Genomic DNA, 20,300 nt, shown 5'->3' on the forward strand with positions numbered 1-20,300 from the left:
AAGTCGCTCGCAAACCACATCCAGACCTATCAATAGATATCAAGCGGTGCTTGAGCCGGTAGCGGAGCAGTAAAGAAGGCTTTCAACGGATAAAAGACTTACAACTGAGAACAAGCCTGTGATTTTACTAAGATCAGCATAAAGAGCGTGTTCATAGTTGTTCTTACCCGAACTACCCTGAGAACGATGCCTTCGAGACCTTTTCAATATCAAGCAAGAAGAGTTGGTCAAGAGAAGCATGCAGGTCGTGGACGACATGGCTCCAGTCACCATGCTCTTGCTGCCGAAATAGGCGCATGCTTTCCGGGTACCAAGGAGAATCAGATCTCGTGTTCAGCCAACGAAAATCGCAGTTTTTATGAAGCAGCAGCCATGTCGGGCGATTGAGGGCTCCGGCAAGATGGGCAACAGCAGTATCTATTGTGATGACTAGGTCAAGCTGATTAAGTACGAATGCGGTGTCTGAAAAATCATGAATGATCGATGACCAGTCGTGAACTCTTTCGAGCTTTTCATAAGGATGGAGCTGCCTCTGGTCATCGCCGAACTGAAGGCAATGCAACTCGACTAGGTCAATAGAAAGCAGATCCAAAAGGCGGGGCATTAGAAGCTCTAGGGCAATGGATTTGTGGGAATACATCGCTTTATTGACAGGATTTGCAGCCCAAACCAACCCAACAGACAGTCCTCCAGCTGGTGGCTTTACCTTGAGATGTTCAGGACAGGGGCAAGGAGGGCGGATGTATGGACACACGGCAGGAATAGTGGCCAAAGTTGTCTCGAATAGATGAGGCAAGCTCATCAGTGAGGTATGCGGTCGGAAATCCTGAGAATCGGTCGCTTTCGATTCCACAACAACCTTCGAACCGAGGGAAAACCAGTCACGGAAAAGGGTGAAGAGGGACTCACGGCAGCGGAATTCGAATGAGATTCCTGCCTGCTCTAAAATTGGTAAATATCGACCGAATTGAATCGCATCTCCAAGCCCTTGTTCACACCAGACGAGCAACGGGGGCTCAGAGTGGCGCGGTGCGTCTTGTAGTGAGGTCAGTCGAGGCCCTGCAGACGGAACCTCTGAAGGAACATTGTTCGAAGTACTTGGACGAATCTCGTAATACCGCCAGCCATTAATGTAATCACCTTCGGAGAGGGAGATTAATGCAAGATCCCAGATGGCGTCGATCGTATCTTTTGCAAGAGGGCGCCCGATCTCCCAGGCCTCGATAGCCTGTGCTGCAGAAGGTGATATTAGAGATGGCTCGAAAGTAATGGCTTGGTTCAATGATGATTTTGCCGACCTAATACTGCGGTCGGCAAATAGTGCTAGAGCAAGGTTACACCAGACCGATGGGACCTTGGGGTCCAGAACTATGCTGACTCGGAGAGCAAAGAGCGACTCTTTAATACGTGACGCATGGAGCAATAATATGCCGTAATTATGCCAACACATTGGCTGATGGGGGTCCAGCCTAAGACTTCTTAAATAATATTGTTCAGCTTTATTAGGCGAGTCTTCTCGCATAAGGTTGCCAAGATTATACAATGCATCGGAACGACATGGATCTAGCTCGACGGCACGTGAATATGCTTCGTGCGCTATGTGTTCGCAGCCTGATATTTTTCTAGCGGCCATGCCACGCAAGAGCTGGTACGTGCAATCAGAGTCGAGCTCTCTACGCACTTTTTCATACGACGCGAGGGCCGACTCGGGATTGCCATGGCGCCAGTATGTGAATCCAAGAACAGCTGTCCAATAAGGTGGTGTAGTTGTATTGATAAAACCTTGCAATTGAGTTAGAACACCACTGAAATCAAATCCATCAGGCAGCTCAGACAAAAACCGCAGGCAGTCAGCAGGATCTTGTGGAAGCGATGGATATGATGGTTGAATCATGGATGACGGAGCTCAGGGAGTCAGAGAAGATGAGCACACCATTACGTGATGATGCATGGAAATCTCATCGAGAAGGTGACCTGAGTCGGGCCGAGTCACTCTACAGACAACTGCTCGAGGCGCGGCCAGCAGCGGATGATGCTCTGAATCTGGCAGCATTGCTGAGGCAGCAAGGAAGACTGAATGAAGCAAGCGGACTGTACAAATACTACATAGCCCTTTTTCCTGATGAACTTCATCTGCTTCTTAATGCCACGAACTGCTTTCAAGACCTCAAGGAGCATCAGCACAGCGCGGATCTGCTGCAAGAGTATTTGAAACGATTTCCTCAAGAGAGGAGGGCTCGATGGGCGTTGGCAAGGTGCTGGTCTGATCTCGGGCGACATCAGGCTGCAGAGAGGGAACTATTCCAGTTGACGAAGGAAGACCCAAGCGATGTCAGCTGTTGGATGGAGTTAGGTCTATGCCAGCACAGACAGGAAAAGTTCGTCGATGCACTGGGCTCCTTTAATAAAGCAAGCGATCTAGAGCCAAACAACAAGAACGCACTGGCAAATCGGCTTACCATTCTAAAAGACAGGGGAAAGTATCAGGATGCTCAACAACTCTTAGATTCACTGAGTCCGGCGATACGCGACTCTACTGAAATTAGATCTGCCGCTGCAACTGCCTTTCTCGCAGAGGGAAGAGTGTTGGAGGCTATAAATGAACTCGTACCGCTCTGTGAACGGAAGCCAAGCGATGGAGGGCTCTGGCTAAACCTGGGGGCATGCCTGAGAGAGCTCAGATTCAACAACAGTGCTCGATATGTCCTAAGACAAGGACTAGTCTTAAGTCCTGATAATCTAAGCCTGTTACACGCTCTTGGTCAGTGCATCGCAGAGCTGGGCAATCCAAAAGTCGCTCTAGCACTCCTGAGACGTTCAAACAAAGACGGCGAAGTTCAGAATCTTGATCACCTGTTTAATTTACAGTTTCTAGGTTCGGCGTACCATCTCATTAAACCAAGAGAGCTTGCTTTAATGGCAAGCAAGTGGGAAGAGAACCAAAAGAACTCAACCAAGATCTACCCTGCCTGGAAAGATGCCATTCGCAATCGCCCCGATCAAAGAAAACTCCGAGTTGGCTACTTATCTGCCGATTGGGCAAATCACCCAGTGTGCAGGTTTATGCTGCCAATACTGAAGTCGCATGATCGAGAAAAGGTTGAAGTCTTTGGAATCAGCAGCAGTCCCAAGCAGGATTCACTCTCGGAGCTAGCACGCTCATACTGCGATCAATGGCTCGATATCCGCCATGCGACGGATACTGAAGCAGCGCGCGTGATGGCAGATCTAAGGCTCGATGTGATTGTCGAGCTAGGTGGCTACACAGGTCACTCAAGACTTGGGAGCCTCATCGAAAGACCCGCACCGATTCAGCTCAGCTACCTGGGATACTTTGCTCCAACTTATCTGAATTCTATTGACGGCTGGATCGGCGACAAGGAGCTATTCGCTGGCCTGAGTCAGCGCGAAAAAGAGGCGCATCAGCTCTGGCATATCAAGAAGGGATACATGGCTTATGACACACTAGGAGATCCACCAATCATCAGCGATTGCGCTACTCCTTCTAGGAAGCGATTCTGCTTCGGCAGCTTTAATCATTCCAGGAAGTTAACTCCCGAAACGGTTCAGCTCTACGCCGATGTTCTGCAAAAGTACACAGATAGCGAGCTGAGGCTAAAGAGCATTTCCTTTGTTGAGCCAGAAGAAACTCAAAGAGTGAGGCATTGTTTTGAAAGATTTGGAATCGACTCAAGCCGGATCAAGCTATTGGAACCAACAAAAGAAGCACGCGACCATCTGGAGAAGTACAACGAAATCGACCTCGTTCTTGATCCCGTTCCCTATGGAGGAGCCACAACTACATGCGAAGCACTTATCATGGGAGTACCCGTTGTCACGCTTGCCGGTGCTGGCATGGTTGGTCGCCTAAGCAGCAGCATTCTTCACTCTGCTGGCTTAAAAAAGATGGTTGCCCATGACAGCAAAGAATACCTGCGGATTGCGGGCAAGTTTTTCAAAAGAGGAGTTCGAACAACCCAAGATAGACTAGACCTACGGGATTCCGTTCTTCGCTCAGATCTTTGCAATGCTCGCAGGGTTTCCCAGGAGCTCGAGCGAATCTACAAAGAAGCATGCCTTGCGCATGATGTGACTTAGCCCTAAGCCTGCGTTCAGCCTCCAAGTAGCGGCACTGCCTTAGATCAATGGCCACAGCTTCCAATGAAAGCTGAGGAACACTGATCTGCTCTGGCAGTTCATCAGGCCACTGGAACAGATGCTCAAACCACATAGCAAGAAAAAAGGAGGGCCGAAGCCCTCCCAGGAGTTGCAAGTTGTCAGTGTGATCAGGACACAGAGGGAAGTGAGCCGAGCGTTGTTGTCGCAACAGAACCTGCAGTGACGCCGAAGACGTATCCAACAGTGCTCGTGTCGCCAGCGGCATTGGTCAACTGGACCTGAGACCTGGAGAAGGTTCCCTGGTAGTTGATGGCAAGTGAATCGCTGCCGTAGGAAGCAACCGTGATGCTGCCGTTGGTTTCTGACAAACCACCCAGCCAGATGGTGTCGATACCGGTGTCGCTGCCACCGAAGTAGTAGGTGACAGAAGCGGATTGGCTGAGAACCGAGGTGAACGCCAGTGAGTCAGCGCCATCACCACCGGCAATGATGCCGGTCGCACCTGCAGCAAACGTCATGGTGTCAGCGCCGCTTCCACCAAGGATGGTGTTACTGGCGGTCGAACCATAGATTGCGCTGCCGAAGTAGAGGCTGTCGGCGTCTGTACCGGCGTCGATCGACAGAGAAGTGGTGACTGCCGCCCCAAAGCCGATGGTGTCAGCACCAGCACCACCAAGGATGGTGCCGCCGTTCACAACCGCAGAGGCGGTCATGTAATCGGCACCAGCCCCGAGCTCCACGCGAACTCCGGTCTGGAATCCGTTGAAGTACAGCGAGTCAGCACCGCTGCCCAACTGGATGTTCGAGGTGTTTGTCGCCGCGAACTTCACCAGATCTGCACCACCGCCACCAATCAGGGTGGTGGCGCTCACGGTGCCACCGATGGTGACGTAGTTGTCACCAGCGCCGAGGGTCAGGGAGTCAACGGATGAGGTACCTGTCAGCGAGAGGGTGTCGCTCGCATCGCCACCGATGAAGGTGGTTTTTGCAAAGGTGACTCCGTTGATGGTGTTTGCCGCAGTGTTGCCGACGGATATGCGGCTGCTAGTGACCGTTCCACCGAAGGAGAAGGTGTCAATACCGTCGCCACCGGTCAAGGTGCTGGTGACAAGGTTGCCGCCGATCGTCACGAAGCTCGAGGTGCCGATCGTGATGTTGCTGCGGGTGACGCCGCCAGTGACCGACAGGCTGTCAGCACCAGCACCCAGGGAGATGGTGTCGTTGTCCAGAGCAGCCGCCGTAATCGAGTCGGCACCACTACCACCAGTGATGTTGGTCTTGATAATGCCAAGGGTGGCATTGACAACGTTGGCGCCGGTGTCACCGAGGGCGATCACCGAGTTAGTCACCGTTGCGCCGAAGGCGAAGGTGTCAGTGCCGTCGCCGCCGATCAAGGTGGAGGTCATGAAGGAACCGCCGACGGTCACGTAGCTGGAGCTGCCGATCGTGATGCTGCTGCCGGTCACGCCGTTCAGGACGGAAAGGCTGTCAGCACCAGTGCCCAGGGACAGGGTGTCGTTCAGCAGGCTGCCGGCCGTCACAGAGTCGCTGCCAGCACCGCCGGTCACCGTGCTCTGTTGGATCGCACCACCAGCAGTCGTGCCGGCAGTGAAGACGTTGTTGCCATCACCCAGCGCCACAGAGGCGGAGCTGGCGATGCCAGCGAACGTGAAGCTGTCGTCGCCGATGCCACCCGTCACCGTGGAAGTGATCACAGCAACGTTGGATTGACCGTTGTTGGAGAAGTTGAGCGTGTTGTTGCCAGCACCCAAATCAACCGTGCTACCGGCGACCTGTCCGCCAACCAGCAGGGTGTCGTTGCCGGCTCCTGCAGTGATCGTGGAGTTCGTCAACAGACCACCGATCGAGGCGTAGGCATTGCCGTCGCCAAAGGTGATCGAGCTAGCAGTCACACCACCGGAGACCAACAGGGTGTCGGCGCCGCTGCCAGCGGTAATGGTGCTGGCGGTGATGTTGCCGGTGTTGATCACAACAGTGTCAGCGCCGCCACCGGAGTTCAGGGAGCTAGCAGTGATGTAGTCACTTGAGCCGCTACCAACGGTCCAGCTATCGGCATCAGATCCGGTCGTCACCGTGCTGCTGCTCACGCTCGCAGCCAGGGACAGGACGTTGGTGCCAGTGCTCAGAGCAATCGAGCTGCCGGTCACGCCGCCGCCGATTTGAACGGTGTCGTTACCCGTTCCGGCCGTCAGCGTGCTGCTGGAGATCCAGCTTCCGATGGTGACCTTGTTGTCACCCTCGCCCATGCCGATCGTCGTGAACTTGATGCCGCCAACAACAGACAGGGTGTCGTTACCCAGGTCCGTCTGAATCGAGCTTGGGTTCACCGAGACGGAGCCGTCACCGGAAGAGGAAGTAGTGCCCCAGCTTCCGTAGTGCAGCGAGTCGTTACCAGCACCAGAATTAACGCTGGAGTTGCGCTGGCCACCCCAGAAGACGATCGAGTCGTCTCCAGAGCCCGAAGTCAAAGTGGAGCTGGTAAGACCGGCGTTCGCGGTCACACCCAGGGCCAGGTTGTCGCCGTCGCCCAGGGTGATCACCGACTGGGACACGGCTGCGCCGAACAGCATGCTGTCGTTGCCGCTGCCACCGGTGATCGTGGTGGCCGTCACCACACCGCCGACGCTCACGTAGCTGGAGCTGCCGATCGTGATGCTGCTGCTGGACACGCCGTTCAGGACGGACAGGCTGTCAGCACCAGCACCCAGGGACAGGGTGTCGTTCAGCAGGCTGCCGGCCGTCACAGAGTCGTTGCCAGCACCGCCGGTCACCGTGCTCTGTTGGATCGCACCACCAGCAGTCGTGCCGGCAGTGAACACGTTGTCGCCGTCGCCGAGCACCACAGAGGCGGAGCTAGCGATGCCAGCGAACGTGAAGCTGTCGTTGCCGCTGCCACCCGTCACCGTGGAGGTGATCACAGCGACGTTGCTTTGGCCGTTGTTGGAGAAGTTGAGGGTGTTGTTGCCAGCACCCACATCAACGGTGCTGCCGCCGACGCGGCCGCCAACCAGCAGGGTGTCGTTGCCGGCTCCTGCGGTCACAGAAGCGCTGGTCACCAGGCCACCGATGGTGGCGTAGTTGTCACCCTCTCCGAGCAACAGATTGCTTGTCTTAGTGATGCTGCTGATACCAGCGGTAGAAGCAGCAGTGACCACATTGCCGTCGATCGCCAGGGTGTCATTGGCTGCACCCAGATCAATCGTGCTGCCACTCACAGCGCCGCTGAAGAGGACCGAATCAACACCCTCTCCAGTCGTCACAGAGGACAACGTGATCGAAGACGCACCCTGGATGACGTCAGTGCCATCACCCGTGGTGATGGTGCTGCGGTCAACTGCCTTGTCCAGCAGAACCGTGTCGTTACCAGTGCCGCCCGTCAGGGTGCTGAGGCTGACGATGCCGCCGATAGTGACGTAATTGTTGCCGTTCCCAAAGCTGGCCGAGCTGCTGGTGACAGCACCGACGATATCCAGGGTGTCAGCGCCGGAACCGGAGGTCACCGTCGAGGACAGAAGTTCACCACCCACATCAACCAGGTTGGTGCCATCGCCCACTGAAACGCTCGAGCTCGTAATGGACTGAGCGAAGAGGAAGGTGTCATCGCCAGAACCCGAGACAACAGTGGAGGTCTGGACGTTGGCGGTGAAGGAGCCGTAGTTAGCCCCGGCACCCAGATCAGCCGAGCTGCTGGTCACAACGTCCGTAACGAGCAGGGTGTCAGACGAAGCACCACCGGTCACGGTGCTGCTGCTGACCTCACCACCAACCTCCATGAGGTTGGTGCCCTCACCCAGCTCAACACTGCTGGTGAGCAAGTCAGAGACGACATCCACGGTGTCGTTTCCGAGACCTGCAACCACCGAGCTGCCAGTCAGGCTGCCGGCGAAGGTGATGGTGTCGTTACCGATGCCTGCGTCGATCGTGCTGCGGTCAACTTGGCCGAACTGCAGGGTGTCGTTGCCGGAACCACCGATCACAGAAGAAGTGATCATCACACCGATAGTGCTGCCACTTCCATTGCTGAGGGAATCATCACCCTCACCCGCGATCAGGGTCGAGCCACCAATACGGCCTCCGATCACGAGGGTGTCGTTACCGGCCTGAGCATCCACCAGCGAGGCAGTGATGGCACCAGTGATATTCAAGGAGTCATCAGCTGCGTCGCCATAGAGCGAGCTGCTGGTGAGACTGCCAAGAATCACGGTGTCAGCACCGGCTCCGCCGTCGATGGTGGAGCGATCAACGCTGTTGTTGATGAGGATGGTGTCTAAACCTTCGCCACCAGAGACCAGTGACTGGGTCACCGACGACTGGATCGTGATCAGGTCGTTGCCAACACCGCCATAGACGCTGCTGGTGTTGATCACGCCGGTGGTTGCACCACCGATATACAGAGTGTCGTTCCCTAAGTCGCCAGAGATCGACGAATTGCGGATCTCGTAGCTCGAATTAGACGTGCCGGTTTGGATAACGATACTGTCGTTGTCCTTGCCGCCTTGAACACTCGAGCGGCTCAGCAGCGGGCTATTGATATCGATCGAGTCGTTACCGCCATTGCCGCGGATCACCGACGAGCTGACCTTGGTGCCAGCAGTGATTTGGATGAAGTCAGCACCATCGTTGGTGGTGTCCTCAAAGCTGCCGCCAAACAGCGAGCTAAAGGTGATGTCACGACCGACATTCACAGTCAGCGAGTCGCTTCCGTTGTCACCAAAGACCACGCCACTGCTGATGTCAGTGGTTGCAGTAACGGTGAGGTTGTCGTCGTCCTTACCACCGCGGATGGTGGAAGCAAGCAGGAAGTCAGAGGTGACAGTGAAGCTGTCGTTTCCAGCGTTGCCCTGGGCATAGGTGCCGGAAATGTTCTCAGCGGCATCAATGACGACTTCGTCAGCAAGATCGCTGGTGGTGTCAGTGGTGCTGCCACCCCAGATGCTGCTCGCCAGGATATCGCGACCAGCGCTCACCCGCAGAACATCAGCATTGCCATCGCCGTAGATGGTGCTGTTGCTGATGTCGAAGCGAGCACCAACGGTGATCAGGTCGTTGTTCTTACCGCCACGAATCAACGAGTTGTTGATGTTCAGCGCTGCAGCCGGAGCTCCTATCGAATCATTGCCTGCGCCGCCCAGAACCCGGAGTAGGCCTACCGAGATGTTGTCAGCCCCGGCATTGCCATTGAGAATTAGGCCGTCAACGACAGCATTAACTGTTTCATTGGTACCGCAATAGCCGTACACAAAGAGATTGTCATCGCCGTCAATGGCGCCATCGGCAGCGCTGGCGCCCCACACCGTGGTGTTCAGGACGCTGTTGGCGCTCAGTGTCGTGGTGTCATTGCCAAGACCACCTTCGATCAAGCTGCCGCTGATCGAAACGCTAATCCGGTCACCGTTGATGGTGATGCCGGAGCCCCAACCGATGCTGTCAGTGCCTTCACCGCCACGAAGGGTGGAGGCGAACAGGTTGCTCCAGCCTTTAATCGTGTCGGTGCCGGCACCGGCATCGATCAGGGTGCGGGTTGCGCCCAGGAACACCTGGGGGCCACGACCCGGAAGGGTGATATCAAGAAGGTCATTGCCGCTCGGGGTGGAAACGGAGCCACCGAGCTGGGAATTGGGTTGACCGTCGCCGTACAGCTCTGCCCCATCAAGGGAGAAGGCAAAGCCGTTCGGATCGGGCGCGTTGAAAATTTGGAGGGTGTCGTTGCCGAGACCGAGGACCACGCGGTCATCCTCGGAAACGCCGGAAACGACGTCGTCTGCGTTGTAAACGAGGATCGAGTCGGACTGTCCTCGCGTGGCCGAAACGTAGTTCTGAAGGTCGTTGCCTTCAATGACGTTGAAATCGGCCACAAAAGCAAACAATGTTTAGTGACGATTCTATCAAGGATCAGACTACATAGCGATTGCTGGCAAGCTGTACGTTCACCAATGAACTAAAAGCATCCTCAAGATGGCCCATCAGGTCAGCAGCATCACCAAGCGGAGAAGACAGAATCTGCCGCCTCCATTGATCACGACTTTGTCGTAATTCATGCAGCCGCATGGCCTGATCTTGAGCGATAGCGATGTACTCCTCAGGCGTAGAGGCACAGAAGTGCGGAAGATTGGCACCGTTGAGCACAGCTGTACTCATGCGACTCACATAATGAGTTCCTGTCAGCGTGATCACAGGGGCGCCCATCCATAAGGCCTCACAGGTGGTCGTGCAGCCGCCATTGGGATAAGAATCCAAGGCCACATCTACATGTCTGTATTGCTCAAGATGCTCACGATGCGAAGGCGCCAAGGGGAGCCAGATCACCCGGTCAGGATCAAGACCAACGCGTCGCATACGACGCACTAAAAGGGTTTGCGTGTAGGGATCTGATGACGCATTCGCTTTGAGGACTAGTCTCGAACCGGGGATGGATGACAGAAGACGGCCCCAGAGAGCAAGAACATCGTTAGAGAGCTTGCGGTTGTGATTGAAGCAGCCGAATCTGATATCACCTGTGGGCGCCTCAGTGACCCGCGCGTGAAAGTCGTCGAGCAGACGACTGGGCTGCCAGGCGATAAAACATCTCGGCAACCGGACAATGCGTTCCGAACTCCACTCGACCATCGGCGTCGGGAAGAGGGAGGTGTCACCCAACCAGGCATCCATGCTGGGAAGACCGGTGCTCGCGAAATAACCGAGATAATTAACCTGAACCGGAGCCAGGCGCGAAAGGAAACCGCGCATGAAATGACCACCGGTCCACCCGGAGAGATCAATCGCGAGGTCAAGCTTGGCGCGACGAATGGTTGAAAGCCGCGTAAGGTTGTCGTTCTGAGAAGCATCTAAAAGATGCAAACCAGGAACACTGGCAAATTTATCTTGATAGCTTTCGTTGCCGTGATCCTTGAGGTTCACCAGGATATGCGTATGCCGTGAACGACCGGCATAGGCCTCAAAGAAGCCGAGTAGAAAGCGAGCAACGGGGTGCTGACAAACGTCACCTGTGACCCAGCCAATCCGCAGAGGTTCATCTGGTGCTGAACGAGGGCAGTCTTCCGGCCGCCACGGCTGGCCCAGCGGGAGGGTGTTGTAGGAATTGACGACCTGACGCGTTTGTTCAGGAGCAAGATCAGATTGCACACTGGCGAGCTGCAAGCACCTGTTCTCCTGAAGCGAAAGGTTACCTGCAATGCTCTCAAGTGCCTGAGCAGAGAGAAACTGCATCCAATCGGGATGTCCAGTCTGTTCGTAGCCGACAAACAGATTGGAGAGACGAATGCCATCAAGCGCAACTGCACGCTGAGACAATCGCTGCGCCAACCCCGCGCGCAACGCCAGTGAAGGCTGGCGCTGTAGCAGCTTGATGGTGCAGAGGGATCCAAGCAGACGCGGGTGTTCACCGAAACGGGCAAGTGCCTCGCGGGCCGCGGGAATTGTGCCTTGTTGGGAGCGTGCCTCAAGTAAGGAATTGAGGTAGTCAGCCCGGAGTTCAAGGTCAAGGGGTGCACGCTGAACAGCCTGCTCAAGCAGCTGCGAGCCCTCCACGGCCTGCTGCCGGCGGATAAGCAAGGCTGACTTCAGACGAACCGCCTCCAGCGAGAGGGGCCCAACAAGACTCTGCAACAGCTGGGAACATTGATCTAGCTGACCGGTCCTCAGAGCGATGGCGGCTTGGGTCGTTAGAAACGGTGGCCAATGAAGATCGCACGCCCAGACGCGCGAGCTCATCCAAGAGGGATCGATCGGGCGCGAGTGCTGAAGAGACGTGTTAACCCGCATGTAGAACAACAGGCGCCGAAGGGGCGCATCGGTCTCCTGAAACTCAGGAGCCTCGAGGAGTGAAAGAACACTCGCAAACTGGCCACGGCTGAAGGAAAGACAAGCCTGGGCCAGCAGCAACTCAGCACTGCTAATTAAGCCACGGCAAACAGCCAAAGCCCTAAGCCTGCGTTCAGCCTCCAAGTAGCGGCACTGCCTTAGATCAATGGCCACAGCTTCCAATGAAAGCTGAGGAACACTGATCTGCTCTGGCAGTTCATCAGGCCACTGGAACAGATGCTCAAACCACATAGCAAGAAAAAAGGAGGGCCGAAGCCCTCCCAGGAGTTGCAAGTTGTCAGTGTGATCAGGACACAGAGGGAAGTGAGCCGAGCGTTGTTGTCGCAACAGAACCTGCAGTGACGCCGAAGACGTATCCAACAGTGCTCGTGTCGCCAGCGGCATTGGTCAACTGGACCTGAGACCTGGAGAAGGTTCCCTGGTAGTTGATGGCAAGTGAATCGCTGCCGTAGGAAGCAACCGTGATGCTGCCGTTGGTTTCTGACAAACCACCCAGCCAGATGGTGTCGATACCGGTGTCGCTGCCACCGAAGTAGTAGGTGACAGAAGCGGATTGGCTGAGAACCGAGGTGAACGCCAGTGAGTCAGCGCCATCACCACCGGCAATGATGCCGGTCGCACCTGCAGCAAACGTCATGGTGTCAGCGCCGCTTCCACCAAGGATGGTGTTACTGGCGGTCGAACCATAGATTGCGCTGCCGAAGTAGAGGCTGTCGGCGTCTGTACCGGCGTCGATCGACAGAGAAGTGGTGACTGCCGCCCCAAAGCCGATGGTGTCAGCACCAGCACCACCAAGGATGGTGCCGCCGTTCACAACCGCAGAGGCGGTCATGTAATCGGCACCAGCCCCGAGCTCCACGCGAACTCCGGTCTGGAATCCGTTGAAGTACAGCGAGTCAGCACCGCTGCCCAACTGGATGTTCGAGGTGTTTGTCGCCGCGAACTTCACCAGATCTGCACCACCGCCACCAATCAGGGTGGTGGCGCTCACGGTGCCACCGATGGTGACGTAGTTGTCACCAGCGCCGAGGGTCAGGGAGTCAACGGATGAGGTACCTGTCAGCGAGAGGGTGTCGCTCGCATCGCCACCGATGAAGGTGGTTTTTGCAAAGGTGACTCCGTTGATGGTGTTTGCCGCAGTGTTGCCGACGGATATGCGGCTGCTAGTGACCGTTCCACCGAAGGAGAAGGTGTCAATACCGTCGCCACCGGTCAAGGTGCTGGTGACAAGGTTGCCGCCGATCGTCACGAAGCTCGAGGTGCCGATCGTGATGTTGCTGCGGGTGACGCCGCCAGTGACCGACAGGCTGTCAGCACCAGCACCCAGGGAGATGGTGTCGTTGTCCAGAGCAGCCGCCGTAATCGAGTCGGCACCACTACCACCAGTGATGTTGGTCTTGATAATGCCAAGGGTGGCATTGACAACGTTGGCGCCGGTGTCACCGAGGGCGATCACCGAGTTAGTCACCGTTGCGCCGAAGGCGAAGGTGTCAGTGCCGTCGCCGCCGATCAAGGTGGAGGTCATGAAGGAACCGCCGACGGTCACGTAGCTGGAGCTGCCGATCGTGATGCTGCTGCCGGTCACGCCGTTCAGGACGGAAAGGCTGTCAGCACCAGTGCCCAGGGACAGGGTGTCGTTCAGCAGGCTGCCGGCCGTCACAGAGTCGCTGCCAGCACCGCCGGTCACCGTGCTCTGTTGGATCGCACCACCAGCAGTCGTGCCGGCAGTGAAGACGTTGTTGCCATCACCCAGCGCCACAGAGGCGGAGCTGGCGATGCCAGCGAACGTGAAGCTGTCGTCGCCGATGCCACCCGTCACCGTGGAAGTGATCACAGCAACGTTGGATTGACCGTTGTTGGAGAAGTTGAGCGTGTTGTTGCCAGCACCCAAATCAACCGTGCTACCGGCGACCTGTCCGCCAACCAGCAGGGTGTCGTTGCCGGCTCCTGCAGTGATCGTGGAGTTCGTCAACAGACCACCGATCGAGGCGTAGGCATTGCCGTCGCCAAAGGTGATCGAGCTAGCAGTCACACCACCGGAGACCAACAGGGTGTCGGCGCCGCTGCCAGCGGTAATGGTGCTGGCGGTGATGTTGCCGGTGTTGATCACAACAGTGTCAGCGCCGCCACCGGAGTTCAGGGAGCTAGCAGTGATGTAGTCACTTGAGCCGCTACCAACGGTCCAGCTATCGGCATCAGATCCGGTCGTCACCGTGCTGCTGCTCACGCTCGCAGCCAGGGACAGGACGTTGGTGCCAGTGCTCAGAGCAATCGAGCTGCCGGTCACGCCGCCGCCGATTTGAACGGTGTCGTTACCCGTTCCGGCCGTCAGCGTGCTGCTGGAGATCCAGCTTCCGATGGTGACCTTGTTGTCACCCTCGCCCATGCCGATCGTCGTGAACTTGATGCCGCCAACAACAGACAGGGTGTCGTTACCCAGGTCCGTCTGAATCGAGCTTGGGTTCACCGAGACGGAGCCGTCACCGGAAGAGGAAGTAGTGCCCCAGCTTCCGTAGTGCAGCGAGTCGTTACCAGCACCAGAATTAACGCTGGAGTTGCGCTGGCCACCCCAGAAGACGATCGAGTCGTCTCCAGAGCCCGAAGTCAAAGTGGAGCTGGTAAGACCGGCGTTCGCGGTCACACCCAGGGCCAGGTTGTCGCCGTCGCCCAGGGTGATCACCGACTGGGACACGGCTGCGCCGAACAGCATGCTGTCGTTGCCGCTGCCACCGGTGATCGTGGTGGCCGTCACCACACCGCCGACGCTCACGTAGCTGGAGCTGCCGATCGTGATGCTGCTGCTGGACACGCCGTTCAGGACGGACAGGCTGTCAGCACCAGCACCCAGGGACAGGGTGTCGTTCAGCAGGCTGCCGGCCGTCACAGAGTCGTTGCCAGCACCGCCGGTCACCGTGCTCTGTTGGATCGCACCACCAGCAGTCGTGCCGGCAGTGAACACGTTGTCGCCGTCGCCGAGCACCACAGAGGCGGAGCTAGCGATGCCAGCGAACGTGAAGCTGTCGTTGCCGCTGCCACCCGTCACCGTGGAGGTGATCACAGCGACGTTGCTTTGGCCGTTGTTGGAGAAGTTGAGGGTGTTGTTGCCAGCACCCACATCAACGGTGCTGCCGCCGACGCGGCCGCCAACCAGCAGGGTGTCGTTGCCGGCTCCTGCGGTCACAGAAGCGCTGGTCACCAGGCCACCGATGGTGGCGTAGTTGTCACCCTCTCCGAGCAACAGATTGCTTGTCTTAGTGATGCTGCTGATACCAGCGGTAGAAGCAGCAGTGACCACATTGCCGTCGATCGCCAGGGTGTCATTGGCTGCACCCAGATCAATCGTGCTGCCACTCACAGCGCCGCTGAAGAGGACCGAATCAACACCCTCTCCAGTCGTCACAGAGGACAACGTGATCGAAGACGCACCCTGGATGACGTCAGTGCCATCACCCGTGGTGATGGTGCTGCGGTCAACTGCCTTGTCCAGCAGAACCGTGTCGTTACCAGTGCCGCCCGTCAGGGTGCTGAGGCTGACGATGCCGCCGATAGTGACGTAATTGTTGCCGTTCCCAAAGCTGGCCGAGCTGCTGGTGACAGCACCGACGATATCCAGGGTGTCAGCGCCGGAACCGGAGGTCACCGTCGAGGACAGAAGTTCACCACCCACATCAACCAGGTTGGTGCCATCGCCCACTGAAACGCTCGAGCTCGTAATGGACTGAGCGAAGAGGAAGGTGTCATCGCCAGAACCCGAGACAACAGTGGAGGTCTGGACGTTGGCGGTGAAGGAGCCGTAGTTAGCCCCGGCACCCAGATCAGCCGAGCTGCTGGTCACAACGTCCGTAACGAGCAGGGTGTCAGACGAAGCACCACCGGTCACGGTGCTGCTGCTGACCTCACCACCAACCTCCATGAGGTTGGTGCCCTCACCCAGCTCAACACTGCTGGTGAGCAAGTCAGAGACGACATCCACGGTGTCGTTTCCGAGACCTGCAACCACCGAGCTGCCAGTCAGGCTGCCGGCGAAGGTGATGGTGTCGTTACCGATGCCTGCGTCGATCGTGCTGCGGTCAACTTGGCCGAACTGCAGGGTGTCGTTGCCGGAACCACCGATCACAGAAGAAGTGATCATCACACCGATAGTGCTGCCACTTCCATTGCTGAGGGAATCATCACCCTCACCCGCGATCAGGGTCGAGCCACCAATACGGCCTCCGATCACGAGGGTGTCGTTACCGGCCTGAGCATCCACCAGCGAGGCAGTGATGGCACCAGTGATATTCAAGGAGTCATCAGCTGCGTCGCCATAGAGCGAGCTGCTGGTGAGACTGCCAAGAATCACGGTGTCAGCACCGGCTCCGCCGTCGATGGTGGAGCGATCAACGCTGTTGTTGATGAGGATGGTGTCTAAACCTTCGCCACCAGAGACCAGTGACTGGGTCACCGACGACTGGATCGTGATCAGGTCGTTGCCAACACCGCCATAGACGCTGCTGGTGTTGATCACGCCGGTGGTTGCACCACCGATATACAGAGTGTCGTTCCCTAAGTCGCCAGAGATCGACGAATTGCGGATCTCGTAGCTCGAATTAGACGTGCCGGTTTGGATAACGATACTGTCGTTGTCCTTGCCGCCTTGAACACTCGAGCGGCTCAGCAGCGGGCTATTGATATCGATCGAGTCGTTACCGCCATTGCCGCGGATCACCGACGAGCTGACCTTGGTGCCAGCAGTGATTTGGATGAAGTCAGCACCATCGTTGGTGGTGTCCTCAAAGCTGCCGCCAAACAGCGAGCTAAAGGTGATGTCACGACCGACATTCACAGTCAGCGAGTCGCTTCCGTTGTCACCAAAGACCACGCCACTGCTGATGTCAGTGGTTGCAGTAACGGTGAGGTTGTCGTCGTCCTTACCACCGCGGATGGTGGAAGCAAGCAGGAAGTCAGAGGTGACAGTGAAGCTGTCGTTTCCAGCGTTGCCCTGGGCATAGGTGCCGGAAATGTTCTCAGCGGCATCAATGACGACTTCGTCAGCAAGATCGCTGGTGGTGTCAGTGGTGCTGCCACCCCAGATGCTGCTCGCCAGGATATCGCGACCAGCGCTCACCCGCAGAACATCAGCATTGCCATCGCCGTAGATGGTGCTGTTGCTGATGTCGAAGCGAGCACCAACGGTGATCAGGTCGTTGTTCTTACCGCCACGAATCAACGAGTTGTTGATGTTCAGCGCTGCAGCCGGAGCTCCTATCGAATCATTGCCTGCGCCGCCCAGAACCCGGAGTAGGCCTACCGAGATGTTGTCAGCCCCGGCATTGCCATTGAGAATTAGGCCGTCAACGACAGCATTAACTGTTTCATTGGTACCGCAATAGCCGTACACAAAGAGATTGTCATCGCCGTCAATGGCGCCATCGGCAGCGCTGGCGCCCCACACCGTGGTGTTCAGGACGCTGTTGGCGCTCAGGGTCGTGGTGTCATCGCCAAGACCACCTTCGATCAAGCTGCCGCTGATCGAAACGCTGATCCGGTCACCATTGATGGTGATGCCGGAGCCCCAACCGATGCTGTCGGTGCCTTCGCCGCCACGAAGGGTGGAAGCGAACAGGTTGCTCCAACCATCAATCGTGTCGGTGCCGGCACCGGCATCGATCAGGGTGCGGGTTGCGCCCAGGAACACCTGGGGGCCACGACCCGGAAGGGTGATATCAAGAAGGTCATTGCCGCTCGGGGTGGAAACGGAGCCACCGAGCTGGGAATTGGGTTGACCGTCGCCGTACAGCTCTGCCCCATCAAGGGAGAAGGCAAAGCCGTTCGGATCGGGCGCGTTGAAAATTTGGAGGGTGTCGTTGCCGAGACCGAGGACCACGCGGTCATCCTCGGAAACGCCGGAAACGACGTCGTCTGCGTTGTAAACGAGGATCGAGTCGGACTGTCCTCGCGTGGCCGAAACGTAGTTCTGAAGGTCGTTGCCTTCAATGACGTTGAAGTGGTCGCTCATCTCAGGTTGGATCGAGTGCGGGAACGGTTGACGGGTCATCCGCTCCCACACAGGGGGCGGCGGGTTTGAGGACAAAAAGTCCACATACGACTAAGAAAATAGACGTACATGTACCTACGGTCAATACAGACAGCTGTGGAGCTGCCCTTAAGTGACCAGACCCTGACCGAACAGCTCCATCCAGGCGCTCCGCCCTTGCTCGGCGGAATAGTCAGCGGCACGGCGCTGCGCTGCCGCCGAGAGTCTCGACCGGGTCTCCGGTTGAGACAGGAGTTGGTCAATCGCATTGGCCTGCTCCTCCACATCGAAAAAGTCCACCAGGAGCGCCTGCTTGTTGTGCTCGAGGACCTCTTGGACAGGGGGGGTGGCGCTGGAGACGAGCGCACAGCCTGCAGCCATCGATTCGAGCAGGCTCCAACTCAACACAAACGGAACAGTCAAATAGAGATGAACCGTGCTGTGGGCGAGCACCTGTTGATACTCAGCGTCCTGCAAGATGCCAAGCCAGTGGGTGCGTGCCGGATCGAGTGCGACCTCCTGCTTCGCCCACTGACCCCAGCTCAGACCGTCAGGACGGTTCGCCCCATAGGCAACACCGTCATGTCCAACAATCAAGACGTGCAGATTGGGGCGCTTCTGTTGGAGTAACTCAATCGCGCGCATGGCCTGCGGAAAGCCGCGGTATTCCTCAAAACCGCGGCTGACGTAGGTCAGAACCTCGATCTCACCCTCAGCAGGTAGACAACTCGGACGGGGAGGCGGATCAAGCCGCAGAGACTGCATGAGCGGCAGATCAATGCCCTCATGGATGACCTGAAGGAGAGAGCGAAGACGCTGGGGAAATTGACGTCGCTGCCATTCCGTTGGCGTCACGGCGTAGTCGCAAGCCGCGAGTTCAAGCAGGGAATGGGCGTTCCAGGTCCGCAGTTTCAGCCGCCGATCAGGGTCGACGGGCGCTTGCTGCAGAAAATCCACATCGCAACCACTGGCGTTGTAGTACCACTCGAATAAACCAATGCGCTTGGCATCAGGGAAGACATCCTTGAGGTAGAGGCCATTGCCGAAACCCACATGATTAACGATCCAATCGGGCTTCCAGCCGGATTCCACCAGAGGCTGCAGTGCGCGGTAGGCAGCCTGACCGTGGAGAACCGCCTCCTCAAAACGCCGCAGATAGGGGTGGATCACAGCCCCACCGCCGCCACGGTGGGGCTCGTAGGGAATGATCCTTACGCCATCCACGTCTGGCGCGTGCCATTCCCTACTGCGGCAAAGGAAGACAACGTCATGGCCGCATTGAACAAGGGCGGGAACAAGCCGACGGAACTGAGCCGGATAGTTGTGATGTGAAAACAGGAACCGCAACGATCCACACTCGCTAGGCGCTAGCTGGAGCAACGAGTTCGAAAACCTGTTGATACGTCGGAAGGAGCCATTGTGGAAGCTTCTGGATAGCACCCTCCACACGCATGGAACCGGGCTTGAGATACATCATCACCACCAGCAGGGCGTTGATGGAGTGGGAGTGATTAAACGAATGAACCGATAACAACTGAGAGGACTGATCAAGGACCTGTTGATCACGGGGGGATCGCGGCTCATTCTGAATGCCGGAGCGCACGAGTGCCCAGTAACGATCACCAAAATCAGTCGCCCAAATCCGCTCCAAGTCATGGGGAGGAGCAGAAGCAACAAGTTGTGCCAAGGAGTGACGCAACTCGATCAACTCAGATGCAATTTCGCGATCGTCAGGATCGATGTAGTAGAGATTAGACAAGCCCAGCAGGCGGTTCAGCTGGATTCGATGACCCACCAGCTCAGCCAATGAGCCGGGGAACGCGCCAAAGTCGGGCTTGGGCAGCGCAGGAGTCGAAGCTGGAGCTTGCGCAGGAGATGCTGCTTCGTACAGACTGCGGTAGGCCTGGGTTAACCAGTCAGGCAATTGTTGCTCGGGATTGGCAACCTTGAATAATCCAGGAGGGGACAACAAAAACGCTGCAACCAACAGCTGCTGCCCCATTGGATGCGACAAACCCAGACGCTGAATGGACTGATTCAGAGAATCGCGCAGACGAAGCTGATCAGGATTGAACTGGGACTGGGAATTAAGTTGTTGAACCAGGGAGCGTGTACGACTGCCAAATTCTCCGTCCCACAGCTGCTGCAGGCGATCTGATGGGGCAGCAAGCCAAAACCGCATCAGAGCATCACGACTCTCAGCGTTACCTGAATCGAGGTACCACGGCTGAGTGGGGAGCTCCACGGTTCAAACGCGATGATGTTCGATTTTAGGGTAAGGGCCTCATCGCCGGAACTCCTGCTTGGCCAACCAGAGGGTGAG

At 57.0% G+C, this 20,300-nt stretch carries 7 protein-coding genes; 1 reads left to right on the plus strand and 6 read right to left on the minus strand.

What is annotated here, in order from left to right; translation table 11 throughout:
* Positions 1-172 precede the first annotated feature (172 nt).
* On the minus strand, positions 173-1,894 hold the full coding sequence (locus ACXIQ9_RS04230; protein ID WP_459015840.1) for a tetratricopeptide repeat protein: 1,722 nt from the start codon (positions 1,892-1,894) through the stop codon (positions 173-175).
* Between ACXIQ9_RS04230 and ACXIQ9_RS04235 the strand changes: the two genes are divergently transcribed.
* Positions 1,873-4,098, plus strand: coding sequence for an O-linked N-acetylglucosamine transferase, SPINDLY family protein (locus ACXIQ9_RS04235; RefSeq protein ID WP_459015841.1), 2,226 nt, complete (start codon positions 1,873-1,875; stop codon positions 4,096-4,098). The two genes, ACXIQ9_RS04230 and ACXIQ9_RS04235, sit on opposite strands and share 22 nt — an antisense overlap.
* Before the next feature lie 188 nt (positions 4,099-4,286).
* On the opposite strand, the gene ACXIQ9_RS04240 is transcribed toward ACXIQ9_RS04235, so the two are convergent.
* The 5 genes from ACXIQ9_RS04240 to ACXIQ9_RS04260 form a co-directional block, all read right to left on the minus strand.
* Entirely contained in the window at positions 4,287-9,995 is a 5,709-nt protein-coding gene (locus tag ACXIQ9_RS04240) for a beta strand repeat-containing protein (protein WP_459015842.1), read from the minus strand.
* Between the two features lie 37 nt (positions 9,996-10,032).
* Entirely contained in the window at positions 10,033-12,234 is a 2,202-nt protein-coding gene (locus tag ACXIQ9_RS04245; RefSeq protein WP_459015843.1) for an O-linked N-acetylglucosamine transferase, SPINDLY family protein, read from the minus strand.
* A gap of 13 nt (positions 12,235-12,247) precedes the next feature.
* Positions 12,248-17,998, minus strand: coding sequence for a beta strand repeat-containing protein (locus tag ACXIQ9_RS04250; RefSeq protein WP_459015844.1), 5,751 nt, complete (start codon positions 17,996-17,998; stop codon positions 12,248-12,250).
* Between the two features lie 108 nt (positions 17,999-18,106).
* On the minus strand, positions 18,107-19,357 hold the full coding sequence (locus tag ACXIQ9_RS04255; RefSeq protein ID WP_459015845.1) for a glycosyltransferase: 1,251 nt from the start codon (positions 19,355-19,357) through the stop codon (positions 18,107-18,109).
* Positions 19,338-20,222, minus strand: a complete 885-nt coding sequence (locus ACXIQ9_RS04260) for a hypothetical protein (RefSeq protein ID WP_459015846.1) — start codon at positions 20,220-20,222, stop codon at positions 19,338-19,340. Before ACXIQ9_RS04260 ends, ACXIQ9_RS04255 begins: the two co-directional genes overlap by 20 nt.
* Between the last annotated feature and the right edge of the window lie 78 nt (positions 20,223-20,300).

The organism is Synechococcus sp. LTW-G, from assembly GCF_054459035.1.